The sequence below is a fragment of the Pollutimonas subterranea genome, assembly GCF_002849655.1.
Classification (GTDB): domain Bacteria; phylum Pseudomonadota; class Gammaproteobacteria; order Burkholderiales; family Burkholderiaceae_B; genus Pollutimonas; species Pollutimonas subterranea.
This window is the reverse complement of sequence record NZ_PDNW01000010.1, coordinates 136337-160885: the sequence shown is the minus strand read 5'-3', so window position 1 is coordinate 160885 and position 24549 is coordinate 136337. Positions and strand designations below refer to the sequence as shown.

Genomic DNA, 24549 nt, shown 5'->3' with positions numbered 1-24549 from the left:
CCTATGACAAAAAGCCGGACACGGCTTACGCCATCTACCGCATGTTTCGCCCGGCCTACGCCTCTAAGATACATCCATGCAATTCGTTTCTTTAAGTTAAGAAGATTCGACATAAAGATACAAAGGTAGACGGGAAGAGGAATCAAAAGGGTACGCCCTATTGCGTCAGCCTCGCCCCGCAGCCTTACGAATAAAACCAAATCGTTGCAGGGAGAGGATTCGATGCGTTTGCTGACCTTACTGTGCCCACTGGCTCTTGCCCTGAATGGCGTCACTGCCTTCGCCGCCGTTACTTCTGTAACAAAAAACGCGGAAAAAGTGACACCAGTGGTATCAAAAGCCGGACTGCCTCAAGCTGCGGCGACCGGTTCGGACCAGCCCAGGCGCTCCGTATTCGACGACCCCTTGGGCGGCATAGTCGTAAACCGAACGGTCACGGTACTGGGCAAAGACTTCTATCAGTATTTCAGTTCGCGATGGCGCCAAAAAGACATCAGCGGCCAATACACGATATCCATACACGAGCGCCCCTCAGCTCGATTCGGCAGCGAAATATGGGTGCAGTTCCGGCAGAAAAGAATGTTCCACGCTTTTCTGCCGCCAGCGCGAGCTGCAACCAAGAAGATCAGCTGGTCAGCCGTTGAACTGGTCTACCAGAACATCAATGACAGTGAAATTGAACGGATCATGGTGAAAACACCAGATCTAGGACCCGAGGAGATGTAAATGAAAGGAGATATCGTGGCAAAAACAACAGAACACCGCATACGCACTGCGCTATTGATTGTGTCAGCCGCCCTGGCAGGCCAGGCTGCCGCCTCAGAGTTGGTGTATTACCCTCTCAACCCGTCATTTGGCGGCAACCCCCTGAACGGAGCGGTCCTGTTGAACTCCGCCCAGGTGACCAACAAGCACACTGATCCTACGGCAGATGCCTACGGCATTGAAGATAAAACACCCGCGCAGTTACTTAACGAGACCATTGAACGCACCGTGATAAATCGCATGGCCACCGCTGCCAGCGGCCAGATCATGGACGCAAACGGCAATTATGTACCGGGCACCCTGGAGACCAACAACTTCACCATCACGGTTGCCGTGTCCCCCAGCAACCCCAACAACCTGACCATTACGACGCTGGACAAGCTTACAGGCGCGACCACGGTCTTTAATGTGAGCAACCAAGGATGAATACTACAAAAAAAAATGGCGCTGCCTATAAGCGCATGGCCCTGGCTGGGGTGACAACAATTCTTTGCGGTGCATTGGGTGCGTGCGCCGTGCCAAGCACGCCGGTCCAGGTGACTACTGCAGCACAGTTGACACCCCCCACACCGACCTCACATGACTTGCGCAATCTTCCACCGCCAAAAGGCAAAGTCGTGGTGGCTGTCTATGGATTTCGCGACCAGACCGGGCAGTACAAACCCTCCCCGGACAGCTCATTCTCGACGTCGGTAACCCAAGGCGCGGCGTCGATGCTGGTGAAGGCGTTAAGGGAGTCCGGCTGGTTTACTCCCGTCGAACGTGAAAGCCTGCAGGAATTATTGACGGAACGCCGTATTGTCCGGGCTCTGGACGGGTCCCAGGCCAAGGATGCGCCGGAAATATACATCCCTGCCCTCGTTCCCGCCTCCATCCTGATAGACGGAGGAATCATTTCCTACGAAAGCAATGTACGGTCCGGCGGTTTGGGCGCCAAGTTCCTGGGCGTGGGATTGTCCACCCAGTATCGCATGGACCAGGTAACCATAGGCCTGCGCAGCGTCGACATTCGCACAGGCCAGGTACTGCAGACTGTCTCGACCACCAAGACGATTTTCTCGTACGAGGTACGCCCCAGCGTCTATAAGTTCGTGAATTTCAAAGATCTTCTTGAAATCGAGGGCGGCGTCACGACTAACGAACCTGCACAGTTGTGCGTCAAGGAAGCCATAGAAGCAGCCGTCGTGCACCTGACCGTCCAGGGCCTCAAAGACAGAAACTGGGTGCTCAAAAATGAGAACGACTGGAATTTGCCGGTCATCCAGAACTATTTGCGCGAAGCCACGAATTACGCATCAGTCCCGATCAGCATCCCCGGGGACTCCAATAACACAACTGTCTCATCGGCCCCAAAAGACCTGTGAAGATAGGACAACCGTAGCGTCGTACCGCAGTCCGGTATCAAAGACCGCCGGACTGGCTTGCAATATTTGGTCTTTATTCTGAGGAGAAATATATGAGTATCAAATTGTCTGCACTCGCCATTGGCATCACCCTGGCTTACGGCGCCACTGCGGCCATGGCAGCTGATGAAGCCAGCATCTACCAACAAGGCTGGTTCAACGACGCATCCGTTGAGCAGTACGATAACAGCGGTGCTGTCTCAACGATTTCACAAAGCGGCTTCGCCAATGAAGGCGTGATCCTGCAACAGCGTGTCACCAACTCGCTGGCTACCATCACGCAGGATGGCAGCGCCGGATCGGCCACCATAAACCAAGGAGGCCAGATGGGACAAGGCCAGTGGGTACGTACCGGTGGACGCCATGGTGGCGGCTGGCAGTATGTACCAGGACAGTGGTCGAATGGTGTAAACCAGACCGCGCATATCGAACAGGCAGGTGGTTATAACAACGATGCGTGGATCACCCAGACCGGCAGCAATGTCGACGCCAACATTTTCCAGGACGGCACGCGTAACACAGCCGGTATCGTACAACACGGCACGGGCGGCGCCCACAACGAGGCAAGTATCGCTCAACGTGGAAAGTATAACGACGCCTACATCACGCAAACCGGCAGCAATTTGGTAGCCACGGTCAGCCAGCGCGGCACGGGACATGAAGCTACCGTGATGCAGACCGGCTCCGACAAGATCGCGACGGTATCGCAGTCCAGCGGCTACCGCAACGTGGCGTATATCAACCAGCGTTAAATCAGTAGATCGGGACGGCCACAGGTTGGAACTAACCTGCCTGTGGCCCAGAGGAAAACCTCTCGCTACGCCGGGCTTCGTTGCGAATTTGACACAGATCAAAACTACTGGAGAAGTAAAATGGTAGGGGATAGCAATATACAGGTTTGGCTTGAAACGTTTGCCAAATCTCAACCTGCGATTGTTGTGCCGTATGTGCGCAGCAGCGCCGACATGACGTTACGCTACAAATTGCGTACCGTAAAGAAGAGCAATAGCGGGAAATCGGTGATAGGACAAGGCGGTGTCGTGACAGTGCTGGCAAATGTACCGGCCGCGTTGTCACAAATGTCATTAAGCCGGTCGCCCAACGATGAATGTGAAATAGATTTGGTGCTTTCGCAAGCCGGCGTGGCCGACCGAAACTACCATTTCAAGTGCCCAGACTAAAGGCATCCAGGGATTTTGTCTATTTAAAGTAATGACTTACAACGCTCTTTGCTTAGCGGATGCTTGCTTAATCAGCGCTGTGCCAATACCATAAAGAAACGATCCAGTTGGATATTCGTTTCGCTACCCGCGAAACTAGACAGATGGCTGCACCGCGATGGACCGTAATACCGGCTCCGCCTTGCCAGGTTGCAAATAGGAAAAGCCGGCCAACGATCCAAGTGCTTCAGCCTCTCGATCGACGCTCACAAAAGGGCGACGAGGAACCTAGGAAGAAGAAGAATGCCGACTATTATTGTCATCGAGCCCCACCCATTGCTACGGCTCGGTATCTTGCAGCTTTTGTCAGACGTCGTACCCGGCGTGAAACTGGAAGGCGGCGAATATGCCTCTCCTCCGCAAGAAGTTCACAAATCCGGCCAGTGCGCCCTTTTACTTCTATCAATATCGTCGCAAGACGATGTACACGACCTGGTGACGGCCGTCGATCGTTCTTATTCGCCCAAGACAGTACTCTTGCTGTCCGAAAGCAGCGATATGCCAACGTCTACAAAAGGTTTGCCAGCATCTGTAGCCGGCTATGTGCCCAAGAATGTCCCACCAGAAGTTTTGCAGGCATCGGTACGCCTGATTCTGGCTGGTGGCACTTGCTTTCCCTTGCGGCCCAATGTCAGCAAACCGCCCCAGGCCCTGACGCCATTATATGAGTCGGTCAAATGGCCTCCCCCGCCCGAAGCCAAGCCCAAGGTGTCCTCGGATGCCAATTCAGAATGCCAGATGTTGGGTCTCACCCCGCGCCAATACGAAGTGCTGGTATTGCTTGCCCGAGGCTACCCCATGAAAACGGTGGGCCGCTACCTAAATATCTCGGTCGCTACCGCCAAGGCCCATACCGAAACGCTATATCAGCGCCTCGATGTGCACAACCGGAACGCAGCGGTCTATGCCGCTGTGTCGCGGGGTGCCACGCTAGGTTGGGCGTCAATCAGCGGGCAACAGGAATCCGGCTCGGCGCCCGTCAAGCCCGAGCTTGAAGCGCACAGCACGGTCGAGTTCATGCCCGGCACGACCGCTCGGCAACGCGCAGGCATCCGACCTTGAAAATACTCCGGCCTGCACGCGTGCAGGCCGGAGTGAACAACATAACGACGAAACCAGAGATCAGGTTTCGAGTGTGGCGTCCATTGTTATCTTGGCATTCAGCACCTTGGATACCGGACAACCTGCCTTGGCCTGGTTTGCAATTTCGTCAAACTTGGCTTGGTCCGCGCCTGGTATGCGGGCGACGACGGTAAGATGACTGGCCGTAATGGCAAAGCCATCGCCTACCTTTTCCAGGGTAACGGCCGCACTGGTGTTTATGCTTTCGGGGGTCAGGCCGGCTTCGCCCAGCATCAACGATAAGGCCATGGAAAAGCAGCCTGCATGGGCGGCGCCAATGAGTTCTTCCGGATTTGTTCCAGGGCCGTCCTCAAACCGGGCTTTAAAGCCATACGGGGCGCTATTCAATACGCCGGTCTCGGTGGAAATTGTGCCGCCGCCTTCCTTGATACTTCCCTTCCAGACTGCCGATGCATGTTTAATCATCACTGCTCCTTATATGGATGGATGTAGCGTTACAACAAACCCATCTGCAAGCGCGCTGGCTCGCTGATCATTTCACGACTCCACGGTGGGTCCCAGACCAGATCAACCGTCGCCTCGTCCACACCGTGTATGGATAACAATTTGCTGCGGGCCTCGTCGGCAATCATGGTGCCCATGCCGCAGCCCGGCGCCGTAAGCGTCATTTGCGCTTCGATGCGGAACTTGTCTTCACCCACCGGCACGACCTTGCAGCCGTAGACCAGACCCAGGTTGACGATATCGACCGGAATCTCGGGATCGTAGCAAGTCGCCAGCAGGCTCCATGCCGCGTCTTCAATCGACTGGGCAGTTATTGGTCCTTCCGGCACATGCGACTGCGCCTCAATGGGATCGAACCCCAGCGCATCGCCATCTATGCCTTCAATACGGTATAGATTCCCTTCCACGACAACGGTGTAGCTTCCACCCAACTGCTGGGTAATGGTGGCCGAACACCCTTCCTCGATGGTGACGGGCGACCCGTAGGGGACGGTCACAGCGGGGCAGTCCCGATTTACTATCACTTCCTGGCGTGCATAACTCATGATGAACCTCTTTACTCGGTGCGGGCGATGTCTCGGGCCTGCGTAATGGCGTTGTGCAAGGTATGCCACGCCAACGTGGCGCATTTCACCCTGGCGGGAAACTCGCGAACGCCCGAAAGAACTTCCAGCTTGCCGAAATCGCGGCCCTCTGGATGTGCTTCGGTAAGCATGGCGTGCATATCGCGAAACAGCGACTCCACTTCGTCTATGGCCTTGCCCTTGACCGCTTCAGTCATGAGCGAGGCGGACGCCGTGGAAATGGCACAACCGTGTCCGACAAAGCTGGCTTCATTCACTACACCATCCTTGACTTGCGCATAGATGGTGAGCTGATCGCCGCACAAAGGGTTGTGGCCCACCGCGGTGTGGCTGGCATCGTCCATTGCGTGAAAGTTGCGTGGATGGCGGTTGTGATCGAAGATCACTTCCTGGTAAAGCTCGCGTAAATCGCCGTACTGTTCAGTCATCCCGGGGTCCTGTTCCAAACAATTTCTGTGCCTTGCGCAAGCCGGCGACCAGCGCGGCAACGTCGGCCTGCGTGTTATATAGGGCGAACGATGCACGCGCCGTGCCCGGTATGCCGAAACGGGTCATAAGCGGCATGGCGCAATGGTGTCCGGCCCGGATGGCGACCCCTTCCATATCGAGAATGGTGCCAAGATCGTGCGGATGTATGCCGTCAACCACAAACGATACGATGCCTGCCTTGCGCCGGGCGGTGCCGATCATGCGGATGCCTGGCAACGCGGCCAGCTCTGCCGTGGCAGCGTCCAGCAGGGACTGCTCATGGGCCGCGATAACATCGAGTCCGATTTCCTGCATGTAGCGTATGGCGGCATCCATACCGACGACTCCCGCTATATTCGGCGTACCTGCCTCAAAGCGCTGGGGCACATCCGCATAGGTGCTGCGTTCGAAGCTGACCGTATGGATCATGTCGCCACCGCCCTGCCACGGGGGCATCTTGGAGAGAATATCGTAACGCACGTACAGGGCGCCAATACCGGTAGGGCCATACAGCTTGTGCGCGGAAAAGGCATAGAAGTCGCAATCGAGCGCCTGGACGTCGACCACCTGATGCGCAACCGCCTGTGCGCCGTCGACCAATACTTTTGCGCCGACTTCGTGCGCCATCTTGATCATTTCGGCGACGGGATTGATGGTGCCCAGTGCGTTCGAAATATGAACCACGCCGACCAGGCGTGTGCGCGGGCCGAGCAAGGCGCGGTACGCGTCGAGATCGAGTTCGCCCGAATCCGTCACTGGAACAACGCGCAGGACTGCGCCTGTTCGCTCGCACAACAGTTGCCACGGCACGATATTGGAGTGATGCTCCATGCCGGTAATGACAATTTCGTCGCCCTGCTTCAATTCCGATTGTGCCCAACTCCAGCACACCAGGTTGATGCCCTCGGTCGTACCACGGGTGAAGACGATTTCTTCGCAACGTGCAGCGTTAAGCAATTGTCGGACGGACTCGCGGCCTTGCTCGTAGAGATCGGTGGCATGTTGCGAAAGCCAATGTACGCCCCGATGTATATTGGCGTTCGACTGTTCGTAGAACCGGGATTCGGCCTGGATGACCGCTGCGGGTTTCTGTGTCGTGGCGCCATTATCAAGGTACACGAGACGACGACCCTGAACCGGGCGCGACAGAATGGGGAAGTCGCCGGCGCGATCTAATACAGGCGCCTGGCTTGCAACGGACAAGGGCGCGTTCATGCGAGGACTCCCAGGCTGGCGCCGCCGGGCAACAAGGAACGAATGGCATGCGCCACCCGATGGCGCACGGACTCGAGCTCGATACGCTCAACGGCCTGTGCCGCAAACGCGTACGTCAATATATTGCGTGCATGGACTTCGTCCATACCGCGCGCACGTAGGTAAAACATGCTGTTCTCGTCGATCTGGCCGACTGTGGCGCCATGGGCGCACTTGACATCATCCGCATAGATTTCGAGCTCAGGACGGGCGTCGGCCTTGGCCATGCGAGACAGCAACAGGCTGTCGGATCGCTGGACGGCGTCGGTGCCATCGGCACCGGGCGAAACCAGAATACGGCCGCCAAACACACCCCGCGCCTTGTCGGCGAGTATGCCGCGGTAGTACTCACGGCTGACGCCATGCGGCTGGGCATGGCCGACCAGCGTATGGTGGTCGACGTGACGGCGTCCATCAACGTAGTACAAGCCGTTCAACAAGGTTTCGCAACGCTGTCCGCCAAATGTCGTGGCAATATCGTGGCGCGCCAGGCGTGCGCCGAACGACATGGAGTGGGAGTTGAATACGGAGCTCTTGGCCTGCTCGATATTCAAGGCGCCAAGGTGGAATGCCTCTTCGCTTTCCTGCTGCAGCTTGATGTGCGTGATGCGCGCATCTGTTGCAAGGTTCGCACGGGTTACCGTATTGGTAAGGGTCGCGCTGCTGCCCTGCCCGACGTAATGCTCGACGATGGTTGCCTGCGCATTGGCCTCGGCGCTGATCAAGTTGCGCGGGAAGCTGGCGGCCTGTTCGCTTGCGGCGATAAAAAGCAGGTGCACCGGTTCTTCGAGTGCGACGCCGCGCGCCAGATGAATGAAGGCGCCGTCCGAGGCCAACGCCACGTTCAGTGCCGTCGCGCTCGAACCCTGGATTTCAGTGCCAAAGGCGTCCTGGACCTGGTCCGGCGAATCGACCAAGGCCTGCGAAAGACTGCGCACGTCGGCGCCAGCCGGCAAAGCGCCAATTTTGGACAATTCGGGCGCATAGCGGCCATCGACAAAAACGAGCCAATGCCCAGTGTCGGTGCCGCGCACCTGGCTGGCCAGTTCGCGAACGGACACTTCGATAGCGGGCGCGAACGATTGCTGCTCGAGCGTCGCCAGCGACGTATGGCGCCAGCTTTCTTGCTTGGCGGTGGGCCAGCCTTCCTCGGCGAACCGTTGGATGGCGTTTTTCCGCATGGCGGCGAGCCAAGGCACGTTGGCGCCTGTCAAACCCTGCTCGCGAACCGCAAAGTCGGCCACCCAGGTTTGTACAGTGCTCATGCCGCGGCTCCTTTTGCGGTGGCGGGCGATTCGCCTATCCAGCTGTATCCGCGCTCCTCGAGCTCCAGGGCCAGTTCCCGCCCGCCGGAGCGGACGATCTGACCGCCGGAGAGCACGTGCACGAAATCGGGCACGATATAGTCAAGCAGTCGCTGGTAATGGGTGATGACGATCAGGGCCCGATCAGGCGAACGCAAGCGGTTCACTCCGTCAGCCACGACCTTCAAGGCATCGATATCGAGCCCCGAGTCGGTTTCGTCCAGAATGGCAAGCTTGGGTTCCAGCAAAGTCATTTGCAGGATCTCATTGCGTTTCTTCTCGCCGCCCGAAAAGCCTTCGTTTACGGAGCGATACAGGAATTCTTCCTTCATGCCCACGGCCTTCATTTCGCTTTTTACACGCTTGAGGAAGTCCATGGCGTCAAGCTCGGGCAGACCCTGATGACGACGTACGGCATTGACGGCCGCCTTGAGGAAATAGGCATTCGACACACCCGGAATCTCGATTGGATACTGGAAAGCCATGAACAAGCCCGAACGCGCGCGCTCTTCGATCGCCATTTCGAGCAGGTTCTGGCCCATCCAGTCGACCGAGCCACTTTCGACGGTGTAGCTTTCACGTCCGGCCAGCACTTGCGACAGGGTACTTTTTCCAGAGCCGTTGGGCCCCATGATGGCATGCACTTCGCCCGCGTTGACCGTTAAATTCAGGCCGCGCAGTATCGACTTGTTCTCGACCGAGGCGTGCAGATCTTTGATATTCAGCATTACGATTTCTCCTTAACCTACGCTGCCTTCCAGACTTACGCCGAGCAGGTTCTGAGCCTCGACTGCAAATTCCATTGGCAATTCCTTGAAAACTTCCTTGCAGAAACCATTGACGATCATGGAAACCGCATCTTCGGCCGTCAGGCCACGCTGCATGGCGTAAAACAATTGATCTTCCCCGATGCGCGAGGCAGTCGCTTCGTGTTCCACGCTGGCCGAGGGGTTCTGCACCTCGATGGTGGGAAACGTGTGTGCCGCGCACCGCTTGCCGATAAGCAGCGAGTCGCACTGTGTGTAGTTGCGCGCGTTTTCTGCCTTGGGCGTCATGCGTACCAGGCCTCGGAAGGTGTTGCTGCCATGGCCGGCGGAAATACCTTTGGAGATAATGGTGCTGCGTGTATTGCGGCCCATGTGTATCATTTTCGAGCCTGTATCGGCTTGCTGGCGATGATTGCTGAGTGCCACGGAGTAGAACTCGCCGGTGGAATCGTCGCCGCGCAGGATCACGCTGGGATACTTCCAGGTGATGGCCGAACCGGTTTCCACCTGCGTCCAGGAAATACGCGAGCGGGCTCCGCGACAGTCGCCGCGCTTGGTCACGAAGTTATAGATGCCGCCCTTGCCGTCTTTATCGCCGGGATACCAGTTCTGTACGGTGGAATACTTGATCTTGGCGTCGTCCAGCGCGACCAGTTCCACGACCGCGGCGTGCAACTGGTTTTCATCGCGCATGGGCGCCGTACAGCCTTCCAGGTAGCTGACCGATGCGCCCTCGTCGGCAATAATGAGGGTGCGCTCGAACTGCCCCGTATCCTGCGCATTGATGCGGAAATAGGTGGACAGCTCCATGGGGCACCGCACGCCCTTGGGTATGTACACGAACGACCCATCCGAAAACACGGCGGAGTTCAGGGCTGCGTAATAATTGTCGTTGGTCGGTACTACCGTACCCAGGTATTTGCGTATCAGTTCGGGGTGGTCTTTGACCGCCTCCGAGAACGAACAGAAGATGACACCGACTTCGGCCAGCTGCTTGCGAAACGTGGTGGCGACCGATACGGAGTCGAATACGGCATCCACCGCCACGCCGGCAAGGCGGGCTCGTTCGTGCAGGGGAACACCCAATTTCTCGTAGGTACGCAAAAGCTCGGGATCGACCTCGTCCATGCTTTTGAGGCCCTCTTTCTTCTTGGGCGCCGAGTAGTAGCTGATATCCTGGAAGTCGATGCGCGGAAAACTGACCTGCGCCCACTCGGGTAGCGTCATGGTGAGCCAGTGACGGTAGGCCGCGAGGCGCCATTCCAGCATGAATTCGGGTTCGCCTTTTTTTTCCGATAACAAACGTATCGTGTCTTCGGACAAGCCCTTCGGTATGGTGTCCGACTCTATCGACGTGACAAAACCGGCCGAATATTCACGGTCCAGAAATGAGTCGATGCTGTCGTTTACGGTATTCATTCGGGAAAACTCCATGTCGTGGCCTGGACGGCCCTTGTTCTTGCTTGCGTTTCGGGCAAATGGCGGGGTACCAGCGGAAATTCAATAGGTGTGGGACTGAGCATATCGGCTACGCTTACGTCTTCGAGCGTATGGCGGATAATGGAGTTGATGCGCTGCCAGTTGGTGCGTATGTGGCAGCCCGCCTCGACGCTGCAGGCACCCGGCATCGACGTGCATTCGGTCAGGCCGAATGGCTGATCCTCCAAAGCGTCTATAATGTGCGCGATGCTGATGGTGCCGGCGGGCCGGCCAAGCATATAACCACCCCGGGCGCCACGGCTGCTTTTGACCAGCTCGTGCTGGCCCAGCAGCTTGAGCACCTTGCTGACGGTAGGCTGACCAAGCCCCAGCGTAGCGGCCAGGTCGGCAGCGCTGAACACCCGTTCAGGCGCGCTAGCCATGTGGGTAAGCACCAAGGTGCCATAGTCGATAATCTTGCTGATACGCAGCATCTGCGTACTCTCCGATAATTTCTTGCGAGTCAATCCATATAGTACCGTTTCGGTACTATATTGTCAAATTGCGTCGCCGCCATCAGATGGTGGATCCGGATCCTGCCCGCTTTGTTGCAGCGCCCACATCTGTGCATACCGACCATCCTGCTGGATCAGTCCGCGGTGCGAGCCGCGTTCCAGAACCCGGCCGTGATCCATGACGATAATCTCGTCCGCATCTACGATCGTGGAGAGACGATGAGCGATGATCAGCGTGGTGCGGTCCCTGGCCACCAGACGCAACTCGTCCTGGATCACACGTTCGGTGCGTGTGTCGAGCGCGCTGGTCGCTTCGTCCAGGATCAGGATGGGCGGATTCTTAAGGATCGTACGGGCAATGGCCACACGCTGCTTTTCGCCGCCCGACAGTTTCAGGCCTCGCTCGCCCACCTGTGTCTGATAGCCGTCTGGCAAGCTCATGACAAAATCATGAATGCTTGCCGCCTTTGCGGCCTGGACAATTTCCTGTTCCGACGCATCCGGTTTGCCATAGGCAATGTTGTACAGGATGCTGTCATTGAACAGCACGGTGTCTTGTGGAACGATGCCGATATGCTGGCGCAGGCTGGCTTGGGTCAGGTCGCGTACGTCGGTGTCGTTGATCGTGATCGAGCCGGAATGAACGTCGTAGAATCGGAACAGCAGCCGGGATAAGGTTGACTTGCCCGCTCCAGACGAACCGACCACCGCCAAGGTCTTGCCCGCGGGTATCGAGAAACTGACATCGAACAGTATCTGGCGGTTGGACTCGTAGCCGAAATCCACATTATTGAAGCGGATCGCCGCCTGCGATGTTTGCAATGGCCGGGCATCAGCTCGATCGGCGACTTCCTCGCCCTGCTCCATCAAGCCAAACATGCGCTCCATATCGGCCAGCGCGTGCTTGATCTCGCGGTATACAAAGCCCAGGAAATTAAGCGGTGCGTAAAGTTGCGTCAGGTACGCCGAAACGAGGACCACATCACCCACCGACATGGTGTTGTTCACCACTCCTTCAGCCGATAGCCAAAGCAGCAAGGTGATGCCGGTCGTGATGATGACGCCCTGCCCCATGTTAAGGAAATTAAGCGAAACCTGATTCTTGACGGCGGAATCGACCCACTTTCCAAGGTTGGTGTCATAGCGATCCAGCTCGTAGCCTTCGTTACCGAAGTACTTCACGGTTTCGTAGTTGATCAAGGCATCGATGGCCTTGCTATTGGCCTTGCTGTCCAGATCGTTCATGCTGCGCCGGTAGACCATGCGCTTTTCGGTCACCAGCAGTGTGAATGCGATATAGGCGGCAATCGTACCGAGCGTCACAACAGCAAAGCGCCAATCGTAGCGCCACAACAAGATGGCAGTGACCATGCCGATTTCAAGCAGCGTCGGCAAGATATTGAAAACCATGAAGTTCAGCAGGAAGCCTATGCCTTTGGTCCCTCGTTCTATATCCCGGCTCAAACCTCCGGTTTGGCGCTGCATATGAAAGCGCAGCGACAATGCAAACAGGTGCTTGAACAATTGCGCCGCAATACGACGTATGGAACCTTGGGTTACCCGTGCAAACAGCGCATCGCGCAGTTCGCCAAAGACGCTGGAGGCCAGGCGCGCGAAACCATAACCCAGCAGAGCCGCCACGGGAAGCACCAGCAAAGTGCCCGGCAGGCTTAGCTTGTCGACAATGTCCTTCAAGAACAGCGGCAGGATCACGCTGGCGACCTTGGCAGCAATCAGGCAGGCCAAGGCGGCGGCGACACGCCGCTTGAATTGCCATACATAGGGCAGCAGCGACTTAATGGTCTTGATATCGTCGCGTCCGCCGGGCGCAGGCCCCTGGTGATGTATTCTCATTTAGCGGGTTCCTTCAAAAACCGGATGATCTGTTCCAGCCATTCCTGCGACACTTCCAGCGAACCGGCGACCGACAGGTGCGACGTATCGGAATATCGGACATTCTGGCCGCTCATGGCTGAACAAACGCCTTGCCGGCACAGGACATCGTACGGGTCCAGAAAAAGCACCTGGGGATTTGCCTGAAACGCACGTGCCAGTTGTCGGTTGATGTCGTATCCTAGCCCGCGTTCTGACGGTAGTTGCAATGATTGCAGGCACATCATGGTCACATAGTCCGGACGCTCCAGGCAGGCGCCGGCACCGCCCGCGGCGCGGATGCCGGGCTGATTGCCGATCACGACCAGCTTGCGCTCCGGATTATCGGCGACAAGGGCCATGACATTGTCAATCAGGAAGCGGCCATAGTCGGCGTCACTTGCGAATTCCAGTCGGGTGCCATCAGGGCGCGCCAACAGATGCCGGTACCCCGTCCAGCTCATGGCGTAAACCAGGGGAAGGTCATTATCGTCAAGCAGGCCCTGGAGCCGCCTGCTGGTGTCAAGGCAATCCTGACGCGGACGACCGGCCAGCAGACGCGTAACGTCATGGCCAAGTATGCAGCCATGATGGAACACACCCTGCATGCTCGCCTCGCTCTGCTTGAGCCAATAATCAAAGCCCGCCGCATACTGCAAGGCAAAGCTGTCGCCAGCGAAAATGGCCAGCGGCTTGCCGGTTGCGACATTGCCCAGCGTGGCGTCCAGTGCGTAGCCCTCGCCGCCGAAAAGACTGGCTTGCGTTATCGCTGGGTTGGCGACACGCTTTTCGTACTGATCATTGACCCTGAACGGCAGCCCTTGCTGAAAATAGACATAGGCGCCTGGCGCAAGCACCAGCGCAACAGCCCCGGCACAGGAAGCAGCCTTGATCCCGCTCCAGCTTATGAGATCGATTTTCCGGTATCTATGCTCCACCCATCGATACATGGGATACGCCAACACGAACGGGAAACTGAAAAGAAAGAGCTTGTCCCAGAATTCCAGCGGACGGTAGACGTGATATTTATAGAAAACGATGAGCGGCCAATGCACCAGATACAGGGAATAGGAAGTCAGGCCAATAAATACCGCGATACGGTTACGCAGCAGGACTCCCAGATATCGCGCCCGTCCGGCATAGATACACAGCGCCGCGCCAACCACGGGAACCAAGGCGTTTACCCCCGGAAAAACGGTGTTGCTGTCAAATGCCAATACGCTATAGATCAGCAACAGCAGACCGATGCCGAGCAGGCCTTCCTGCACCTTGTTGCCCGGCATGGACCGGCGTTCCAGCCAGGGCAGCAACCCACCCGCGGCAAACTCAAACATCCGGAACGGCATAAGGAAATAGTTGGCCGATGGATCGCGCACGGTGAACCACTGGGATGCCGCAAGCGACAATACACCCACAAACAGTATGGCCCAGGGCAACTGGCTTGGCCGCCATCGCCAGGCACCATAAATGATCAAAGGCCATACCAGGTAGAACTGCTGCTCGACCCCCAAGGACCACGTATGGAGCAAGGGATTCAACTCCGACGATGTATCGAAGTATCCAGCTACCTGCCAGAAAACAATGTTGGACGCCGACAAAAAGGCAGCGATGGTGGAAGCCCCCAGCGTCCGGAATTGCGTGGGATCGAACAAGACAAAACCCGCAGCCATGACCAGCAGCAGGGTAGCGATCAGTGCCGGGTACAGGCGTGCCACGCGCCGGGCCATGAAAGGCACCAGGCCAAACCGTTGACGTTCGCAATCCGAATGGATGATTTGCGTGATGAGATAGCCCGAGATGACGAAGAAAACGTCCACGCCGACAAAGCCACCGCCAAACGGAGCAAAACCCGCATGGAAAAGCAGCACGCTGATTACGGCGAATGACCGCAGGCCGTCGACGTCGGGACGATAGGACTTGGGCGCGGCCGTCGGTACGGTGGCCGTCACTACGGCGGCCGCCGGCGCGGTGGCCATCGCTACGGCAGGAGAGGAACTACCAGACATGATTCCGCTATGTTGTTACGGGAAGAGGTGGCGAAGTGTAGCAAGCGCGGCCGGCCTGCGTATCTAGGGAGCGGTTCAGTGTTTTCCGGCATAGCCCAACTGAAAGATTAAACCAGTATACTTGTTACTGAATAACACCTGACGTGTTTCAGCTTTACTTGCAAGTCAAGGGCACACCGGCAAGGCCGGATCGTTGATACGGCGCCCAAAGTGCGAACTTCCGGCCCCGAGCAGGTCCAAAAATCGCCAAGGAGACACCTTTGCTCGCAAGCAGCTACAACGATTTGCTCGTACTGAGTTCACTGCTCGTTGCCATCCTGGCATCCTATACCGCACTGGACATGGCGGGCCGGGTCTCCACCGCGCAAGAGCGCGCAGTGCATTGGTGGCTTGCCGGCGGCGCCTTCGCCATGGGCACCGGCATCTGGTCGATGCATTTCATTGGCATGCTGGCCTTCGACCTGCCCATTCAACTGGGCTACGACCCTGCCATCACCCTGCTATCGCTGCTCATCGCCGTTCTGGCTTCCGCGCTCGTGCTCTGGCTCGTCAGCCAAAAAACCTTGCCGTTTGCGCGCCTGATTTTAGGCGCGACAATCACCGGCCTGGGCATTTCGGGCATGCATTACACCGGCATGGCGGCCATGCGCATGAACCCCGCCATACAGTACATCCCCGCGCTGCTTATCCTGTCCGTTCTTATCGCCATCATTGCCTCGGGCGCCGCGCTGTGGATTGCCCACCACCTGCGCCAACACTCGCCCCGAGTCAGGCTGTTGCGAGTTGCTGCTGCCACCGTCATGGGCGGCGCCATCGTCAGCATGCACTACACCGGCATGGCCGCCGCCGAGTTTCCTATTGGAAGTATCTGCGGCGCCGTTCGCGAGGGCTTCAGCAACGGGTGGCTTTCGCTCATCATCATCGTTATTACGCTTGCCGTACTGGCCATTGCCCTGATTACTTCCGTGCTGGACCTGCGCCTTGAGGCGCAAACCTCAACGCTCTCCTCATCGCTGACCACGGCCAACCAGAAGCTGACCTACCTGGCTCTGCACGACAACCTCACCAAGCTTCCCAACCGCGTGCTGCTGGACGACCGGCTTAACCAGGCCATCCAGAATGCCAGCCGCGAAAACGGCTGCTTCGCCCTGATGTTCATCGATCTGGATGGCTTCAAGGCGGTCAACGACGCCTATGGTCACCACATCGGCGACCGGCTGCTGTTTGAAGTAGCCCGACGCATCGAGGAAAACATCCGTGTACCCGACACAATCGCACGCGTGGGCGGCGATGAGTTTGTACTGCTGGCCAGAGTAGGCGAACCTGCCGATGCCGCCACTGTCGCCGACAAGCTATTGACAGGGATTCGGGAACCGTTCCAAGTCGCTGGCCACGAGCTGCGCGTATCGGGCAGCATTGGGATTGCCATCTACCCTGGCGACGGCGAGCGCGCTACGCGCGAAGACGCAGCCATTGTCTCGGCTATCGTGGCATTGGGCCATACGCTGAATATGAGCGTGGTGGCCGAAGGCGTGGAAACGGCCGTGCAGCAAGAGTTTCTCGCCGGCCTTGGCTGCGATTCAATGCAAGGATATTTGCTTGGCCGCCCCATGCCGGCAGACCTGATCGACATCATGATGCAAAAGATAAAGGCGCTGGCCGAGCCCGCAAGTATTCCCGCCTGCGTATAGCGCAGTGAAAATTCTGCGTTTTCGGCTTTTACTGAAGCTGCTTGCGCTGCTCCAGCAGCAAATCGTAGAAAGCTTGTGCAGCGCTGGAAAGGGTTTTTTCCTTGCGGCGAATCAGAAATAATGAGCGCTTCACAGTGTCTTTCGCCGACAGCGGCACGATGCTGAGTTCGGGATGTTGAAAGTGAAAAAGCGTCATGGCCGGGACGAGGCTCACTCCCAGTCCCGCCACGACCAGGCCTGTGACCGTTGCCAAATGATCGACTTCCAGAAGCGAATCAAAGCGGGCTGAAACCGGGTTGCCAGCCAGGCTTTGCCGGATGCTGCTGCCCTTGCCCAACTGGATGATAGGACGGCTCTTGAGCTCGGCCAGATCAATGGATGCCCGGGACGCTAAAGTATCATCACGGCGGCACACGACAAAAAAAGCGTCTTCGCACAAAGGCTGCACCATGAGGCCGGTCATGTCCTGTCCCCTGGCAGCTACGGCAATATCTGCAAAGCCGCGCCGGACCAGGTCAAGACAGGGCTCCAGCAACGCATCGTGCAGTTGCAGGTGAACGCCTGGGAATTCGGCATGGAATTGGGCATAGATGGCGGGGAGCCATCCAGCGGCCAATGACGGCAGCGCCGCGACTGAAACCCGTCCGCGACGCTTGGCCACATGGTCCTTCAGGTCGCCCATGACCGCATCCATATCGTTCAACAAACGCAAGGCCGACACGTTGAACAAGCGCCCTTCCGGCGTGAGTTCAACGCGACGCGTAGTGCGGTCGAACAGGCGGACGCCCATTGCTTCCTCCAGCGATTTGATGAGTGCGCTGAAGGCCGGCTGCGTCTGATGGCAGCGTTCCGCCGCCTTGGTGAAGTGTCGTTCCTGAACCAGGGCGACGAAGGCCCGCAGCTGCCGTGAAGAGAGATTCATGGGAATACCGACTGAATGAATAAGATATTTCTATTTTACTTATTAATATCCTGCTCCTATAGTGGACGTCCACGTTATACACACAGGCGGATTCATGGGCTCGGGCACATTGAACATAGGTTGCGCCACTGGTTTCTCCGGGGACCGCAGCGACGGCGTCCTGCCTGTCGTCAACACACTCATTCAGAGCGGTGGCCAGGCGCTCATTTTCGAAACGCTGGCGGAACGCACGCTTGCATTGTCCCAACTCGCCAAGAACCGTGATCCGGAGCTTGGCTATGAGCCATTGCTCGTCGACCTGGTGGGGCCCGCCTTAGGCTTATGCTTGCAGCACGAAATCAAAATCGTCAGTAATTTCGGCGCCGCCAATCCGCCGGCGGCCGGGCGACGCATCAAAGCCCTGGCGCGGGAACAGGGCCTGCGAACGCCGCGTGTAGCCGTCCTGGCAGGCGACCAATTGAACGACAGTGCTCAACGGGATTTCCTGCGCCAACGCATGGGCCCGGAATTTGATCGACTCGATATAGTAAGCATCAATGCTTATCAGGGTGCGGCCGAAATAGCCCAGGCCTTGCTCGCCGGCGCCGACGTCGTCGTGGCCGGGCGCGTCGCCGACCCCTCACTGGTGGTTGGGCCGGCGCTCGCGCATTTCGGCTGGCGGCACGACGATTGGCACCGCCTGGGCTGCGCCACCATGGCGGGCCACCTGCTCGAATGTGGCACCCAAGTCACCGGCGGGTATTTTGCACTGCCAGGCTTGAAAGAAGTCCCCGGCATGCACAATCTTGGTTACCCCATCGCCACTATCGAAGACTCGGGCGATTTCTCGATTAGCAAGGCGGCGTCCACGGGGGGCTTGGTAAGTGAGCAAACAGTCAAAGAGCAGTTGCTCTATGAGATGCACGATCCCGCGGCCTATCTCACTCCCGACGTTATCGCCGACATCAGCCGTGTGACCGTCACCGAAACAGGGCCAGACGTCGTACGCATTGAACAAGTCACCGGACATGCCAGACCGGATACACTCAAGGTCAATATCTGCTATCACGGTGGCTGGCTGGCCGAGGCGGAGATTTCCTATGCCGGCATACAAGCGGAGGCCCGTGCCAGGCTGGCCGCCGAAACGGTGCAAAAGCGCTTGGGCACGCAACTAACCTTGCGCATCGACCTGATCGGGACCAGCAGTATTTTTGGCGACGATGGAGGCGAATACTTGCGTAGGCAGGCCCCCGGGCGCTCCAGGGACGTACGCTTGCGAATCGCGGGCGCACATCCGCAGAAAGACATCGCTGAAAAAATCCTGCGGGAAGTGACAGCGCTGTACACCTGCGGGCCGGCCGGCGGCGGCGGTGTGCGTACATCGTTGCGCCCGCGCCTGAACACCCTGTCCAGTCTTGTGCCTCGCGACATAGCACCCGCCAGTTGGCACTTCCTTGAGTAAAGCATCATGATGACGACCCTGCCCGCTTGCATTACCGTCCCCTTATATCGGCTTGCGCACAGCCGCACGGGCGACAAAGGGAATATCTCTAACATCAGCGTCATCGCCTGGCTGCCTGACTACATCCCGATACTGGAAGAGCAGCTTACCGAAACAGCCGTCCGGGAATGGTTTGCCTTCCGGCACCCCACCTCGGTCAAGCGCTATCTGGTCAGGTCCATCGCCGCGATGAATTTTGTGCTGGACGGCGTGCTCGATGGCGGCGTCAATGATGCCCTGAACCTCGACACGCACGGCAAAGCGCTGTCTTTCCATCTTCTCGATTTTCCCATCCGCGTAAGCACCGAGCTTGCCGACACCCTGCCTGACATCCAAGGCTAAAACAATTCAAATCTTAGGAGACTCAACATGTTTAACGCAAAGATCAAAAGAACAGTACTCGCAACTGCCATCAGCCTGTGCCTGCCCTGGGCTGCACAGGCCCAGGATACATTCCCCACCCGTCCCATTACCTTTGTCGTGCCATTCGGCCCGGGAAGCGCCACCGACCAGTTGGCACGCGCCGTAGCCCAAGGGGTAACGGAACAATCCGGCCAGACGGTGGTCATCGAAAACAAGCCTGGGGCAAGCGCAATGATAGGGGCCAGCGACGTGGCCCGCGCTACGCCGGATGGCTACCGCGTGCTCATTACGACCAACACTTCGCAATCCGCCAACCCGCATCTCTATAAGAAACTCAGCTACGATCCGGTCCAGGATTTTGCGCCGATCACGCTCTTGGGAACTGGCGGGCAGATCATGGTCGTGAACCCGTCGTCGCCCGCCAAGACGGTGGGCGACTTTATAAAAATCGCCAAAGAAAGCCCAGGCAAGCTGACCTTCGGCAGCGGCAGCTCCAGCAGCCGGGTGGCGGGTGAGCTGTTCCAGCAGATGGCCGATGTACAGCTGCTGCACGTTCCTTACAAGAGCAATCCATTGGTCATCACCGATCTATTGGGTGGCCAAATCGACATGATGATGGCGGACATGGCCACCGGGCTGCCGCAGGTCAAGGGGGACAAGCTGCGAGCGCTGGGCGTAACGACGATCGAGCCATCGCCGCTGGCGCCGACCGTGCCCACCATTGCTTCTGCAGGGGTACCCGGCTATGAAATGGGATACTGGTTCGCCGCATACGTTCCTGCCAAGACTCCGGACGCCGTCGTCAGCCGCCTGAACGATCTGTTGATCGGGGCAACCACACGGCCTGCCGCAACACAGTTCTACGCCACCACCGGCACCAAACCGGCGACATCGACGCCCGCCGAACTGGCAAACTTCCAGAAACAGGAAACCGAGAAGTGGGGAGCCATCATCAAGAAGGCTGGTATAGAGCCGTCCTGATCCGACCAACTAATTTTTACTAGCGCTCTATCGGCCCGCCGCTCGTATCGCTCGGAAACACTAATACAATAACGTTGCCCCGGACAAACGGTGCCCAGGACAGAAAACGGAGAATGTATGGTTGTTTCACCCTTCGACTACGAAGCGGCGCTTCTTGCGTGCGCGCAAGGCGATGAAGATGCACTTCAGGATTTGTACCAGCATGAGTCGCCCCGCATGCTGGCCTTGTGCCTTAAAATGCTCGCCCAACGCACTATTGCCGAAGACTTGATGCGGGATACCTTTGTATCGATCTGGAAACACGCGAACAGCTACGATCCCCAGCTCTGTGCGGCCCGCGCCTGGATATACAGCATCTTGCGACACAGGGCGCTTCATCGCTTGCGGGTCACGCGCCCGGCTCAGTCCCTCGATATGGGCTGGACCGACAACCTGCCCGCCGCAGACGGCAGCCATAAACCCACCTCCACCATGATCGAGGCCATTACGGGCCTCGACGAAGCACAGCGGCGTCCCCTATTGATGGCTTTCTATAACGGCTATACCTACGAGCAAATTGCCGCACGCCTCCAGGCACCGGCTGCGCATATCAAGGGATGTGTGCAGACGGGCTTGAATCGCATCCTGGAGCAGCAGCCAGCATGAGCGCCACGCCGACTTACGACCGTGAAATCCTGATTGCAGAATACACGTTGGGCCTCCTGAATTCGCACGAAACATCGCAAGCGCAACAACTGCTGGGCGAAGACGCCCTGGCCGCCGCGATCGCCTTGAAGTGGGAAAAAAACTTCCTTGACTTGGTCGACTTGCTGCCTCCCGTCAATCCCGGGCCTCAGTCACTGCAGCGGCTGCAAGCGACGTTGGGGCACACCGCCAAGAGCGCTTCAAAGCCATCCCCCACGGCTCCCGCCGCCGCAGTTCCACCATCGGTCCCCGCCAGTCCACCATTGCGCCCCGCTACGATGCAAGCGCCACCAAGCCCCCGCGAAAAAGAGCACGAGACGCTCACCGTGGCCGCGGCGCTGCGCACCAGGGAAAAATCCGTAGAACATCGGCAGCACGAAGCCAGCGTCCCCGCGCCCGAAAAGAGCAAGCCCGCAGGCACGCCCGGCGCTCAGTCGGCGACCGCCTCAACGCCGAAAGCCCAAGCGGGGACAAAGCCCGTACCGGAACCGGCGTCCGAAGTAAAAAAAGGCAATATATGGCTCTGGCGCATCGCCAGCGGCGTCTTTGCCTCGGTTGCCATCGTACTGGGGCTGATGCCCAGCGAACCCGTTGCTCCGCCCATTACCGTGGTTGAAGTCGCACCGACCCGGGCGGCAATCATGCAGGCACCCGGGCAAAGCTCGACGCCCGGCTGGGTCGTCACCGTGGATCCCCAAGGAAACGTCCTGATGAATCCACAAGTGCGCAGCGACATTCCAGCCGACGCATCGGTACAGCTGTGGACCTATAACAAAACAATGGCTCAGCCCCGGTCGCTTGGCCTGATAGACGTAAATCAACCTGTGACGGTGCCCGCCACACTCATGGGCGAAATCGGGCCGGATCAATTGTTTGAAATGACGCAGGAACCAGCCGGCGGATCGCCGACCGCCAGCCCCAGCGGACCCATCCTGTTCATAGGGCGCATCGTTACCTTTGGCAGGCCCGCCGTCAACCGGCCTGCCGACGGGTTGGCGCCCGGCCAATAACGCAACCGCCTGCCAGTATGCTGTTTGGCTAGCAAACCACCACGTTGACAGCCAGGCCGCCGCGTGAGGTCTCTTTGTACTTGCTGCGCATGTCGGCGCCGGTCTGGCGCATGGTTTCTATCACGGCATCCAGCGATACATGGTGCTTGCCATCGCCTTGCAAGGCGAGCCGCGAAGCATTGATGGCTTTTACGGCCCCCATGGCGTTGCGCTCGATACAGGGTATCTGTACCAGGCCGCCTATGGGGTCGCACGTAAGGCCCAGATTATGCTCCATGCCGATTTCAGCGGCGTTCTCGACTTGCTGCGGGGTGCCGCCCAATACGGCCGTGAGGCCCGCGGCCGCCATTGAACAGGCCACACCGATTTCGCCCTGGCAGCCGACTTCGGCGCCGGATATGGACGCATTTGTCTTGTACAGGAAGCCGATAGCGGCTGCCGTAAGCAAAAAGTCCACGATACCGTCGGGGCTCGGTGCAGGCGTAAACACCTGGTAATAGCGCAATACCGAGGGCAGCAGGCCCGCCGCACCATTGGTCGGGGCAGTAACGACCCGCCCGCTTGCTGCATTTTCCTCGTTCACCGCCATTGCAAACAGGTTGACCCAATCCATCGCCGACATAACGTCTTCGTTGCCGGAATCACGCTGCAGTTCGCGGTACAGGGCGGGTGCGCGCCGACGCACCTTCAGGCCACCGGGAAGCAACTCGTCGGCCTGGTCGTTGCCGATGCCGCATCCGCGATCAATACAGGCGTTCATGACGTCCGCAATATGCAGAACATCGCGTCGCACCTGCTCTTCCGGCAGCAGCGTGGCCTCATTAGCCATCATGATCTGTGCCACGGACTTTCCGGTTTCCTGACAGAGGTCGAGCAATTGCCGGCCGGTGGAAAACGGATGAGGAATGGGATCGTGCTGCGGTACGGTTTCGTCGGTATCGATGACATCCAGGGCACGGATGAATCCGCCGCCTATCGAAACATAGCGCTCGGTAAGAACCGCCAGGCCCTGCCCGTCGAAAGCCGTGAAGCGCATGCCATTGGGATGTTCCACCATGGGGCGTATGCGATAGCTGAAGGCCTTGTCGGGGTTGAACCTTATTGACCGGATTCCCCACAGCCGCAGTTCTTGCGCAGCCTTAATCTGCCCGATAAGGCTGCCAATATCCGAAGGCACCACGGTGTCGGGCGATTCACCGGACAAGCCCAGCATGATGCCCGTATCGGTCCCGTGGCCCCGTCCGGTTTCAGCCAATGAGCCGTATAGCTCGACCGCGAGCGAAACGACGTTATCCAGTACCCCGCGCTCGTGAAGGTTGCGGGCAAAATTACGTGCTGCCCGCATCGGGCCCACAGTGTGCGAGCTGGACGGTCCGATGCCAACCTTGAATATATCGAACACCGAAAGCGTCATGGCATTGGCACCTGCTTGGATTAATGGTTACTGACGCTGTTCGTTCCTTCAAGCGCGCTGGACAACATTTCCTTGACCACGATCAGATCGTTGCGCAAGCCCTGCAGTTCCGCGCCTGATAGACGTACGGCGGCATCCTGGTCATGAGGAACTTCGTGGGTGTCACCCAGTCGATTCCGGGCGCCGCTGATGGTGAAGCCTTGCTCGTAGAGCAAGTCGCGTATGCGGCGAATCAGCAATACTTCATGGTGCTGGTAATAGCGTCGATTGCCTCGCCGCTTGACCGGCTTGAGCTGGGTGAATTCCTGTTCCCAATAACGCAACACATGGGGCTTGACACAACACAGGTCACTGACCTCGCCTATCGTGAAATACCGTTTGGCAGGGATGGGGGGCAAGGTGACAGGATTTTCGCTAGAGCTCATGGGCAGATTGTAGGCCGGTTAATTGAGAATACCAATTTGTAGGGAAATATCCAGCATTGGCGGCGCATATGCCGCTCGTACTGAACTATTCGTTTTCCGGGGTGGCGAACTTGCCGCTATGTTCGACAGCACCTTTCAACTTCTGGCTTGCGTGAAAGGTCACCACCCTGCGCGCTGCAATCGGTATGACCTCGCCAGTCTTGGGATTGCGTCCCGGGCGGGGGGGTTTGTCCCGTACCTGGAAATTACCGAATCCCGACAACTTGACCTCGATGCCGCGCGCGAGGGAATCACGAATTTCCTCGAAAAACGTGTCGACGATATCTTTGGCTTCGCGCTTGTTCAGTCCCACGCGGTCAAACAATAGCTCGGCAAGCTCGGCCTTGGTCAGGGTGTGGTCAATCGTCATTACTCT

The 24549-nt window shown here is 58.0% G+C and carries 26 protein-coding genes; 12 read left to right on the top strand and 14 right to left on the bottom strand.

Translation table 11 applies throughout. The annotated features are described in order from the left end of the window. Positions 1–222 precede the first annotated feature (222 nt). The 6 genes from CR159_RS13165 to CR159_RS13140 all read left to right on the top strand — a co-directional run bounded on the left by CR159_RS13165 (position 223) and on the right by CR159_RS13140 (position 4450). Complete coding sequence (locus CR159_RS13165) at positions 223–726, top strand: curli production assembly/transport protein CsgE (RefSeq protein WP_102074415.1); 504 nt, start codon at positions 223–225, stop codon at positions 724–726. Beyond that, complete coding sequence (locus CR159_RS13160; protein WP_102074414.1) at positions 727–1191, top strand: curli assembly protein CsgF; 465 nt, start codon at positions 727–729, stop codon at positions 1189–1191. Continuing rightward, positions 1188–2129: a CsgG/HfaB family protein gene (locus CR159_RS13155; RefSeq protein WP_102074413.1), complete on the top strand. Its 942-nt coding sequence runs from the start codon at positions 1188–1190 to the stop codon at positions 2127–2129. The genes CR159_RS13160 and CR159_RS13155 overlap by 4 nt, the downstream gene beginning before the upstream one ends. A 92-nt stretch (positions 2130–2221) precedes the next feature. Beyond that, a complete protein-coding gene (locus CR159_RS13150; RefSeq protein ID WP_102074412.1) occupies positions 2222–2920 on the top strand; it encodes a hypothetical protein in 699 nt (232 codons plus the stop codon). A gap of 120 nt (positions 2921–3040) precedes the next feature. Beyond that, positions 3041–3349, top strand: coding sequence for a curli-like amyloid fiber formation chaperone CsgH (gene csgH, locus CR159_RS13145; RefSeq protein WP_102074411.1), 309 nt, complete (start codon positions 3041–3043; stop codon positions 3347–3349). 282 nt (positions 3350–3631) lie between these two features. After that, complete coding sequence (locus tag CR159_RS13140) at positions 3632–4450, top strand: response regulator transcription factor (RefSeq protein WP_102074410.1); 819 nt, start codon at positions 3632–3634, stop codon at positions 4448–4450. A 60-nt stretch (positions 4451–4510) separates the two neighbouring features. Here the strand turns inward: CR159_RS13140 and CR159_RS13135 are convergent, their stop codons facing one another. The 10 genes from CR159_RS13135 to CR159_RS13090 all read right to left on the bottom strand — a co-directional run bounded on the left by CR159_RS13135 (position 4511) and on the right by CR159_RS13090 (position 15164). Then, positions 4511–4936: an OsmC family protein gene (locus tag CR159_RS13135; protein WP_102074409.1), complete on the bottom strand. Its 426-nt coding sequence runs from the start codon at positions 4934–4936 to the stop codon at positions 4511–4513. A gap of 29 nt (positions 4937–4965) precedes the next feature. Then, positions 4966–5520, bottom strand: coding sequence for a putative Fe-S cluster assembly protein SufT (gene sufT, locus CR159_RS13130; protein ID WP_102074408.1), 555 nt, complete (start codon positions 5518–5520; stop codon positions 4966–4968). Positions 5521–5531: 11 nt separating this feature from the next. Continuing rightward, a complete protein-coding gene (gene sufU, locus CR159_RS13125; RefSeq protein WP_102074407.1) occupies positions 5532–5987 on the bottom strand; it encodes a Fe-S cluster assembly sulfur transfer protein SufU in 456 nt (151 codons plus the stop codon). Next, complete coding sequence (locus tag CR159_RS13120; protein WP_102074406.1) at positions 5980–7242, bottom strand: cysteine desulfurase; 1263 nt, start codon at positions 7240–7242, stop codon at positions 5980–5982. The genes sufU and CR159_RS13120 overlap by 8 nt, the downstream gene beginning before the upstream one ends. Beyond that, the gene (sufD, locus tag CR159_RS13115) at positions 7239–8546 is read right to left on the bottom strand and encodes a Fe-S cluster assembly protein SufD (protein ID WP_102074405.1); all 1308 of its coding nucleotides are present in this window, start codon (positions 8544–8546) and stop codon (positions 7239–7241) included. The genes CR159_RS13120 and sufD overlap by 4 nt, the downstream gene beginning before the upstream one ends. Then, a complete protein-coding gene (sufC, locus tag CR159_RS13110; RefSeq protein ID WP_102074404.1) occupies positions 8543–9313 on the bottom strand; it encodes a Fe-S cluster assembly ATPase SufC in 771 nt (256 codons plus the stop codon). Before sufC ends, sufD begins: the two co-directional genes overlap by 4 nt. A gap of 12 nt (positions 9314–9325) precedes the next feature. Beyond that, positions 9326–10771 carry a Fe-S cluster assembly protein SufB gene (gene sufB / locus CR159_RS13105; RefSeq protein WP_102074403.1) on the bottom strand — a complete coding sequence of 482 codons (1446 nt, stop codon included), beginning with the start codon at positions 10769–10771 and terminating at the stop codon, positions 9326–9328. Then, the gene (locus CR159_RS13100; RefSeq protein WP_102074402.1) at positions 10768–11265 is read right to left on the bottom strand and encodes an SUF system Fe-S cluster assembly regulator; all 498 of its coding nucleotides are present in this window, start codon (positions 11263–11265) and stop codon (positions 10768–10770) included. Before CR159_RS13100 ends, sufB begins: the two co-directional genes overlap by 4 nt. Positions 11266–11328: 63 nt before the next feature. Next, on the bottom strand, positions 11329–13140 hold the full coding sequence (locus tag CR159_RS13095; protein ID WP_102074401.1) for an ABCB family ABC transporter ATP-binding protein/permease: 1812 nt from the start codon (positions 13138–13140) through the stop codon (positions 11329–11331). Beyond that, positions 13137–15164 carry an acyltransferase family protein gene (locus tag CR159_RS13090; protein ID WP_102074400.1) on the bottom strand — a complete coding sequence of 676 codons (2028 nt, stop codon included), beginning with the start codon at positions 15162–15164 and terminating at the stop codon, positions 13137–13139. The genes CR159_RS13095 and CR159_RS13090 overlap by 4 nt, the downstream gene beginning before the upstream one ends. Positions 15165–15424: 260 nt before the next feature. On the opposite strand from CR159_RS13090, the gene CR159_RS13085 reads away from it, so the two are divergent. Beyond that, positions 15425–16855 (top strand): MHYT domain-containing protein, encoded by a 1431-nt coding sequence (locus tag CR159_RS13085; RefSeq protein ID WP_102074399.1) that lies wholly within the window; start codon positions 15425–15427, stop codon positions 16853–16855. 28 nt (positions 16856–16883) lie between these two features. On the opposite strand, the gene CR159_RS13080 is transcribed toward CR159_RS13085, so the two are convergent. After that, a complete protein-coding gene (locus CR159_RS13080) occupies positions 16884–17777 on the bottom strand; it encodes a LysR family transcriptional regulator (protein ID WP_102074398.1) in 894 nt (297 codons plus the stop codon). A 94-nt stretch (positions 17778–17871) separates the two neighbouring features. Here CR159_RS13080 and CR159_RS13075 point away from each other — a divergent pair, with 94 nt between their 5' ends. The 5 genes from CR159_RS13075 to CR159_RS13055 all read left to right on the top strand — a co-directional run bounded on the left by CR159_RS13075 (position 17872) and on the right by CR159_RS13055 (position 22295). Further along, positions 17872–19218, top strand: coding sequence for an acyclic terpene utilization AtuA family protein (locus tag CR159_RS13075; RefSeq protein WP_102074397.1), 1347 nt, complete (start codon positions 17872–17874; stop codon positions 19216–19218). Positions 19219–19227: 9 nt separating this feature from the next. Then, complete coding sequence (locus CR159_RS13070) at positions 19228–19599, top strand: AtuA-related protein (RefSeq protein WP_102074432.1); 372 nt, start codon at positions 19228–19230, stop codon at positions 19597–19599. A 27-nt stretch (positions 19600–19626) separates the two neighbouring features. Further along, entirely contained in the window at positions 19627–20601 is a 975-nt protein-coding gene (locus tag CR159_RS13065) for a Bug family tripartite tricarboxylate transporter substrate binding protein (RefSeq protein ID WP_102074396.1), read from the top strand. A gap of 117 nt (positions 20602–20718) precedes the next feature. Then, on the top strand, positions 20719–21246 hold the full coding sequence (locus tag CR159_RS13060; protein ID WP_102074395.1) for a sigma-70 family RNA polymerase sigma factor: 528 nt from the start codon (positions 20719–20721) through the stop codon (positions 21244–21246). Next, the gene (locus tag CR159_RS13055; RefSeq protein WP_158238543.1) at positions 21243–22295 is read left to right on the top strand and encodes an anti-sigma factor; all 1053 of its coding nucleotides are present in this window, start codon (positions 21243–21245) and stop codon (positions 22293–22295) included. The genes CR159_RS13060 and CR159_RS13055 overlap by 4 nt, the downstream gene beginning before the upstream one ends. A 28-nt stretch (positions 22296–22323) precedes the next feature. Here the strand turns inward: CR159_RS13055 and CR159_RS13050 are convergent, their stop codons facing one another. From CR159_RS13050 to CR159_RS13040, 3 genes are all read right to left on the bottom strand, one after another. Continuing rightward, complete coding sequence (locus CR159_RS13050; RefSeq protein ID WP_102074393.1) at positions 22324–23709, bottom strand: L-serine ammonia-lyase; 1386 nt, start codon at positions 23707–23709, stop codon at positions 22324–22326. 20 nt (positions 23710–23729) lie between these two features. Next, a complete protein-coding gene (locus tag CR159_RS13045; protein WP_102074392.1) occupies positions 23730–24134 on the bottom strand; it encodes a MerR family transcriptional regulator in 405 nt (134 codons plus the stop codon). Between the two features lie 85 nt (positions 24135–24219). After that, positions 24220–24543 carry an integration host factor subunit alpha gene (locus CR159_RS13040; protein WP_102074391.1) on the bottom strand — a complete coding sequence of 108 codons (324 nt, stop codon included), beginning with the start codon at positions 24541–24543 and terminating at the stop codon, positions 24220–24222. Between the last annotated feature and the right edge of the window lie 6 nt (positions 24544–24549).

What these genes read in the sequence shown, in the direction of transcription:
- CR159_RS13165 (WP_102074415.1), top strand. Translation starts at nt 223, where the DNA reads ATGCGTTTGCTGACCTTACTGTGCCCACTGGCTCTTGCCCTGAATGGC.
- CR159_RS13160 (WP_102074414.1), top strand. Translation starts at nt 727, where the DNA reads ATGAAAGGAGATATCGTGGCAAAAACAACAGAACACCGCATACGCACT.
- CR159_RS13155 (WP_102074413.1), top strand. Translation starts at nt 1,188, where the DNA reads ATGAATACTACAAAAAAAAATGGCGCTGCCTATAAGCGCATGGCCCTG.
- CR159_RS13150 (WP_102074412.1), top strand. Translation starts at nt 2,222, where the DNA reads ATGAGTATCAAATTGTCTGCACTCGCCATTGGCATCACCCTGGCTTAC.
- csgH (WP_102074411.1), top strand. Translation starts at nt 3,041, where the DNA reads ATGGTAGGGGATAGCAATATACAGGTTTGGCTTGAAACGTTTGCCAAA.
- CR159_RS13140 (WP_102074410.1), top strand. Translation starts at nt 3,632, where the DNA reads ATGCCGACTATTATTGTCATCGAGCCCCACCCATTGCTACGGCTCGGT.
- CR159_RS13135 (WP_102074409.1), bottom strand. Translation starts at nt 4,936, where the DNA reads ATGATTAAACATGCATCGGCAGTCTGGAAGGGAAGTATCAAGGAAGGC.
- sufT (WP_102074408.1), bottom strand. Translation starts at nt 5,520, where the DNA reads ATGAGTTATGCACGCCAGGAAGTGATAGTAAATCGGGACTGCCCCGCT.
- sufU (WP_102074407.1), bottom strand. Translation starts at nt 5,987, where the DNA reads ATGACTGAACAGTACGGCGATTTACGCGAGCTTTACCAGGAAGTGATC.
- CR159_RS13120 (WP_102074406.1), bottom strand. Translation starts at nt 7,242, where the DNA reads ATGAACGCGCCCTTGTCCGTTGCAAGCCAGGCGCCTGTATTAGATCGC.
- sufD (WP_102074405.1), bottom strand. Translation starts at nt 8,546, where the DNA reads ATGAGCACTGTACAAACCTGGGTGGCCGACTTTGCGGTTCGCGAGCAG.
- sufC (WP_102074404.1), bottom strand. Translation starts at nt 9,313, where the DNA reads ATGCTGAATATCAAAGATCTGCACGCCTCGGTCGAGAACAAGTCGATA.
- sufB (WP_102074403.1), bottom strand. Translation starts at nt 10,771, where the DNA reads ATGAATACCGTAAACGACAGCATCGACTCATTTCTGGACCGTGAATAT.
- CR159_RS13100 (WP_102074402.1), bottom strand. Translation starts at nt 11,265, where the DNA reads ATGCTGCGTATCAGCAAGATTATCGACTATGGCACCTTGGTGCTTACC.
- CR159_RS13095 (WP_102074401.1), bottom strand. Translation starts at nt 13,140, where the DNA reads ATGAGAATACATCACCAGGGGCCTGCGCCCGGCGGACGCGACGATATC.
- CR159_RS13090 (WP_102074400.1), bottom strand. Translation starts at nt 15,164, where the DNA reads ATGTCTGGTAGTTCCTCTCCTGCCGTAGCGATGGCCACCGCGCCGGCG.
- CR159_RS13080 (WP_102074398.1), bottom strand. Translation starts at nt 17,777, where the DNA reads ATGAATCTCTCTTCACGGCAGCTGCGGGCCTTCGTCGCCCTGGTTCAG.
- CR159_RS13075 (WP_102074397.1), top strand. Translation starts at nt 17,872, where the DNA reads ATGGGCTCGGGCACATTGAACATAGGTTGCGCCACTGGTTTCTCCGGG.
- CR159_RS13070 (WP_102074432.1), top strand. Translation starts at nt 19,228, where the DNA reads ATGACGACCCTGCCCGCTTGCATTACCGTCCCCTTATATCGGCTTGCG.
- CR159_RS13065 (WP_102074396.1), top strand. Translation starts at nt 19,627, where the DNA reads ATGTTTAACGCAAAGATCAAAAGAACAGTACTCGCAACTGCCATCAGC.
- CR159_RS13060 (WP_102074395.1), top strand. Translation starts at nt 20,719, where the DNA reads ATGGTTGTTTCACCCTTCGACTACGAAGCGGCGCTTCTTGCGTGCGCG.
- CR159_RS13055 (WP_158238543.1), top strand. Translation starts at nt 21,243, where the DNA reads ATGAGCGCCACGCCGACTTACGACCGTGAAATCCTGATTGCAGAATAC.
- CR159_RS13050 (WP_102074393.1), bottom strand. Translation starts at nt 23,709, where the DNA reads ATGACGCTTTCGGTGTTCGATATATTCAAGGTTGGCATCGGACCGTCC.
- CR159_RS13045 (WP_102074392.1), bottom strand. Translation starts at nt 24,134, where the DNA reads ATGAGCTCTAGCGAAAATCCTGTCACCTTGCCCCCCATCCCTGCCAAA.
- CR159_RS13040 (WP_102074391.1), bottom strand. Translation starts at nt 24,543, where the DNA reads ATGACGATTGACCACACCCTGACCAAGGCCGAGCTTGCCGAGCTATTG.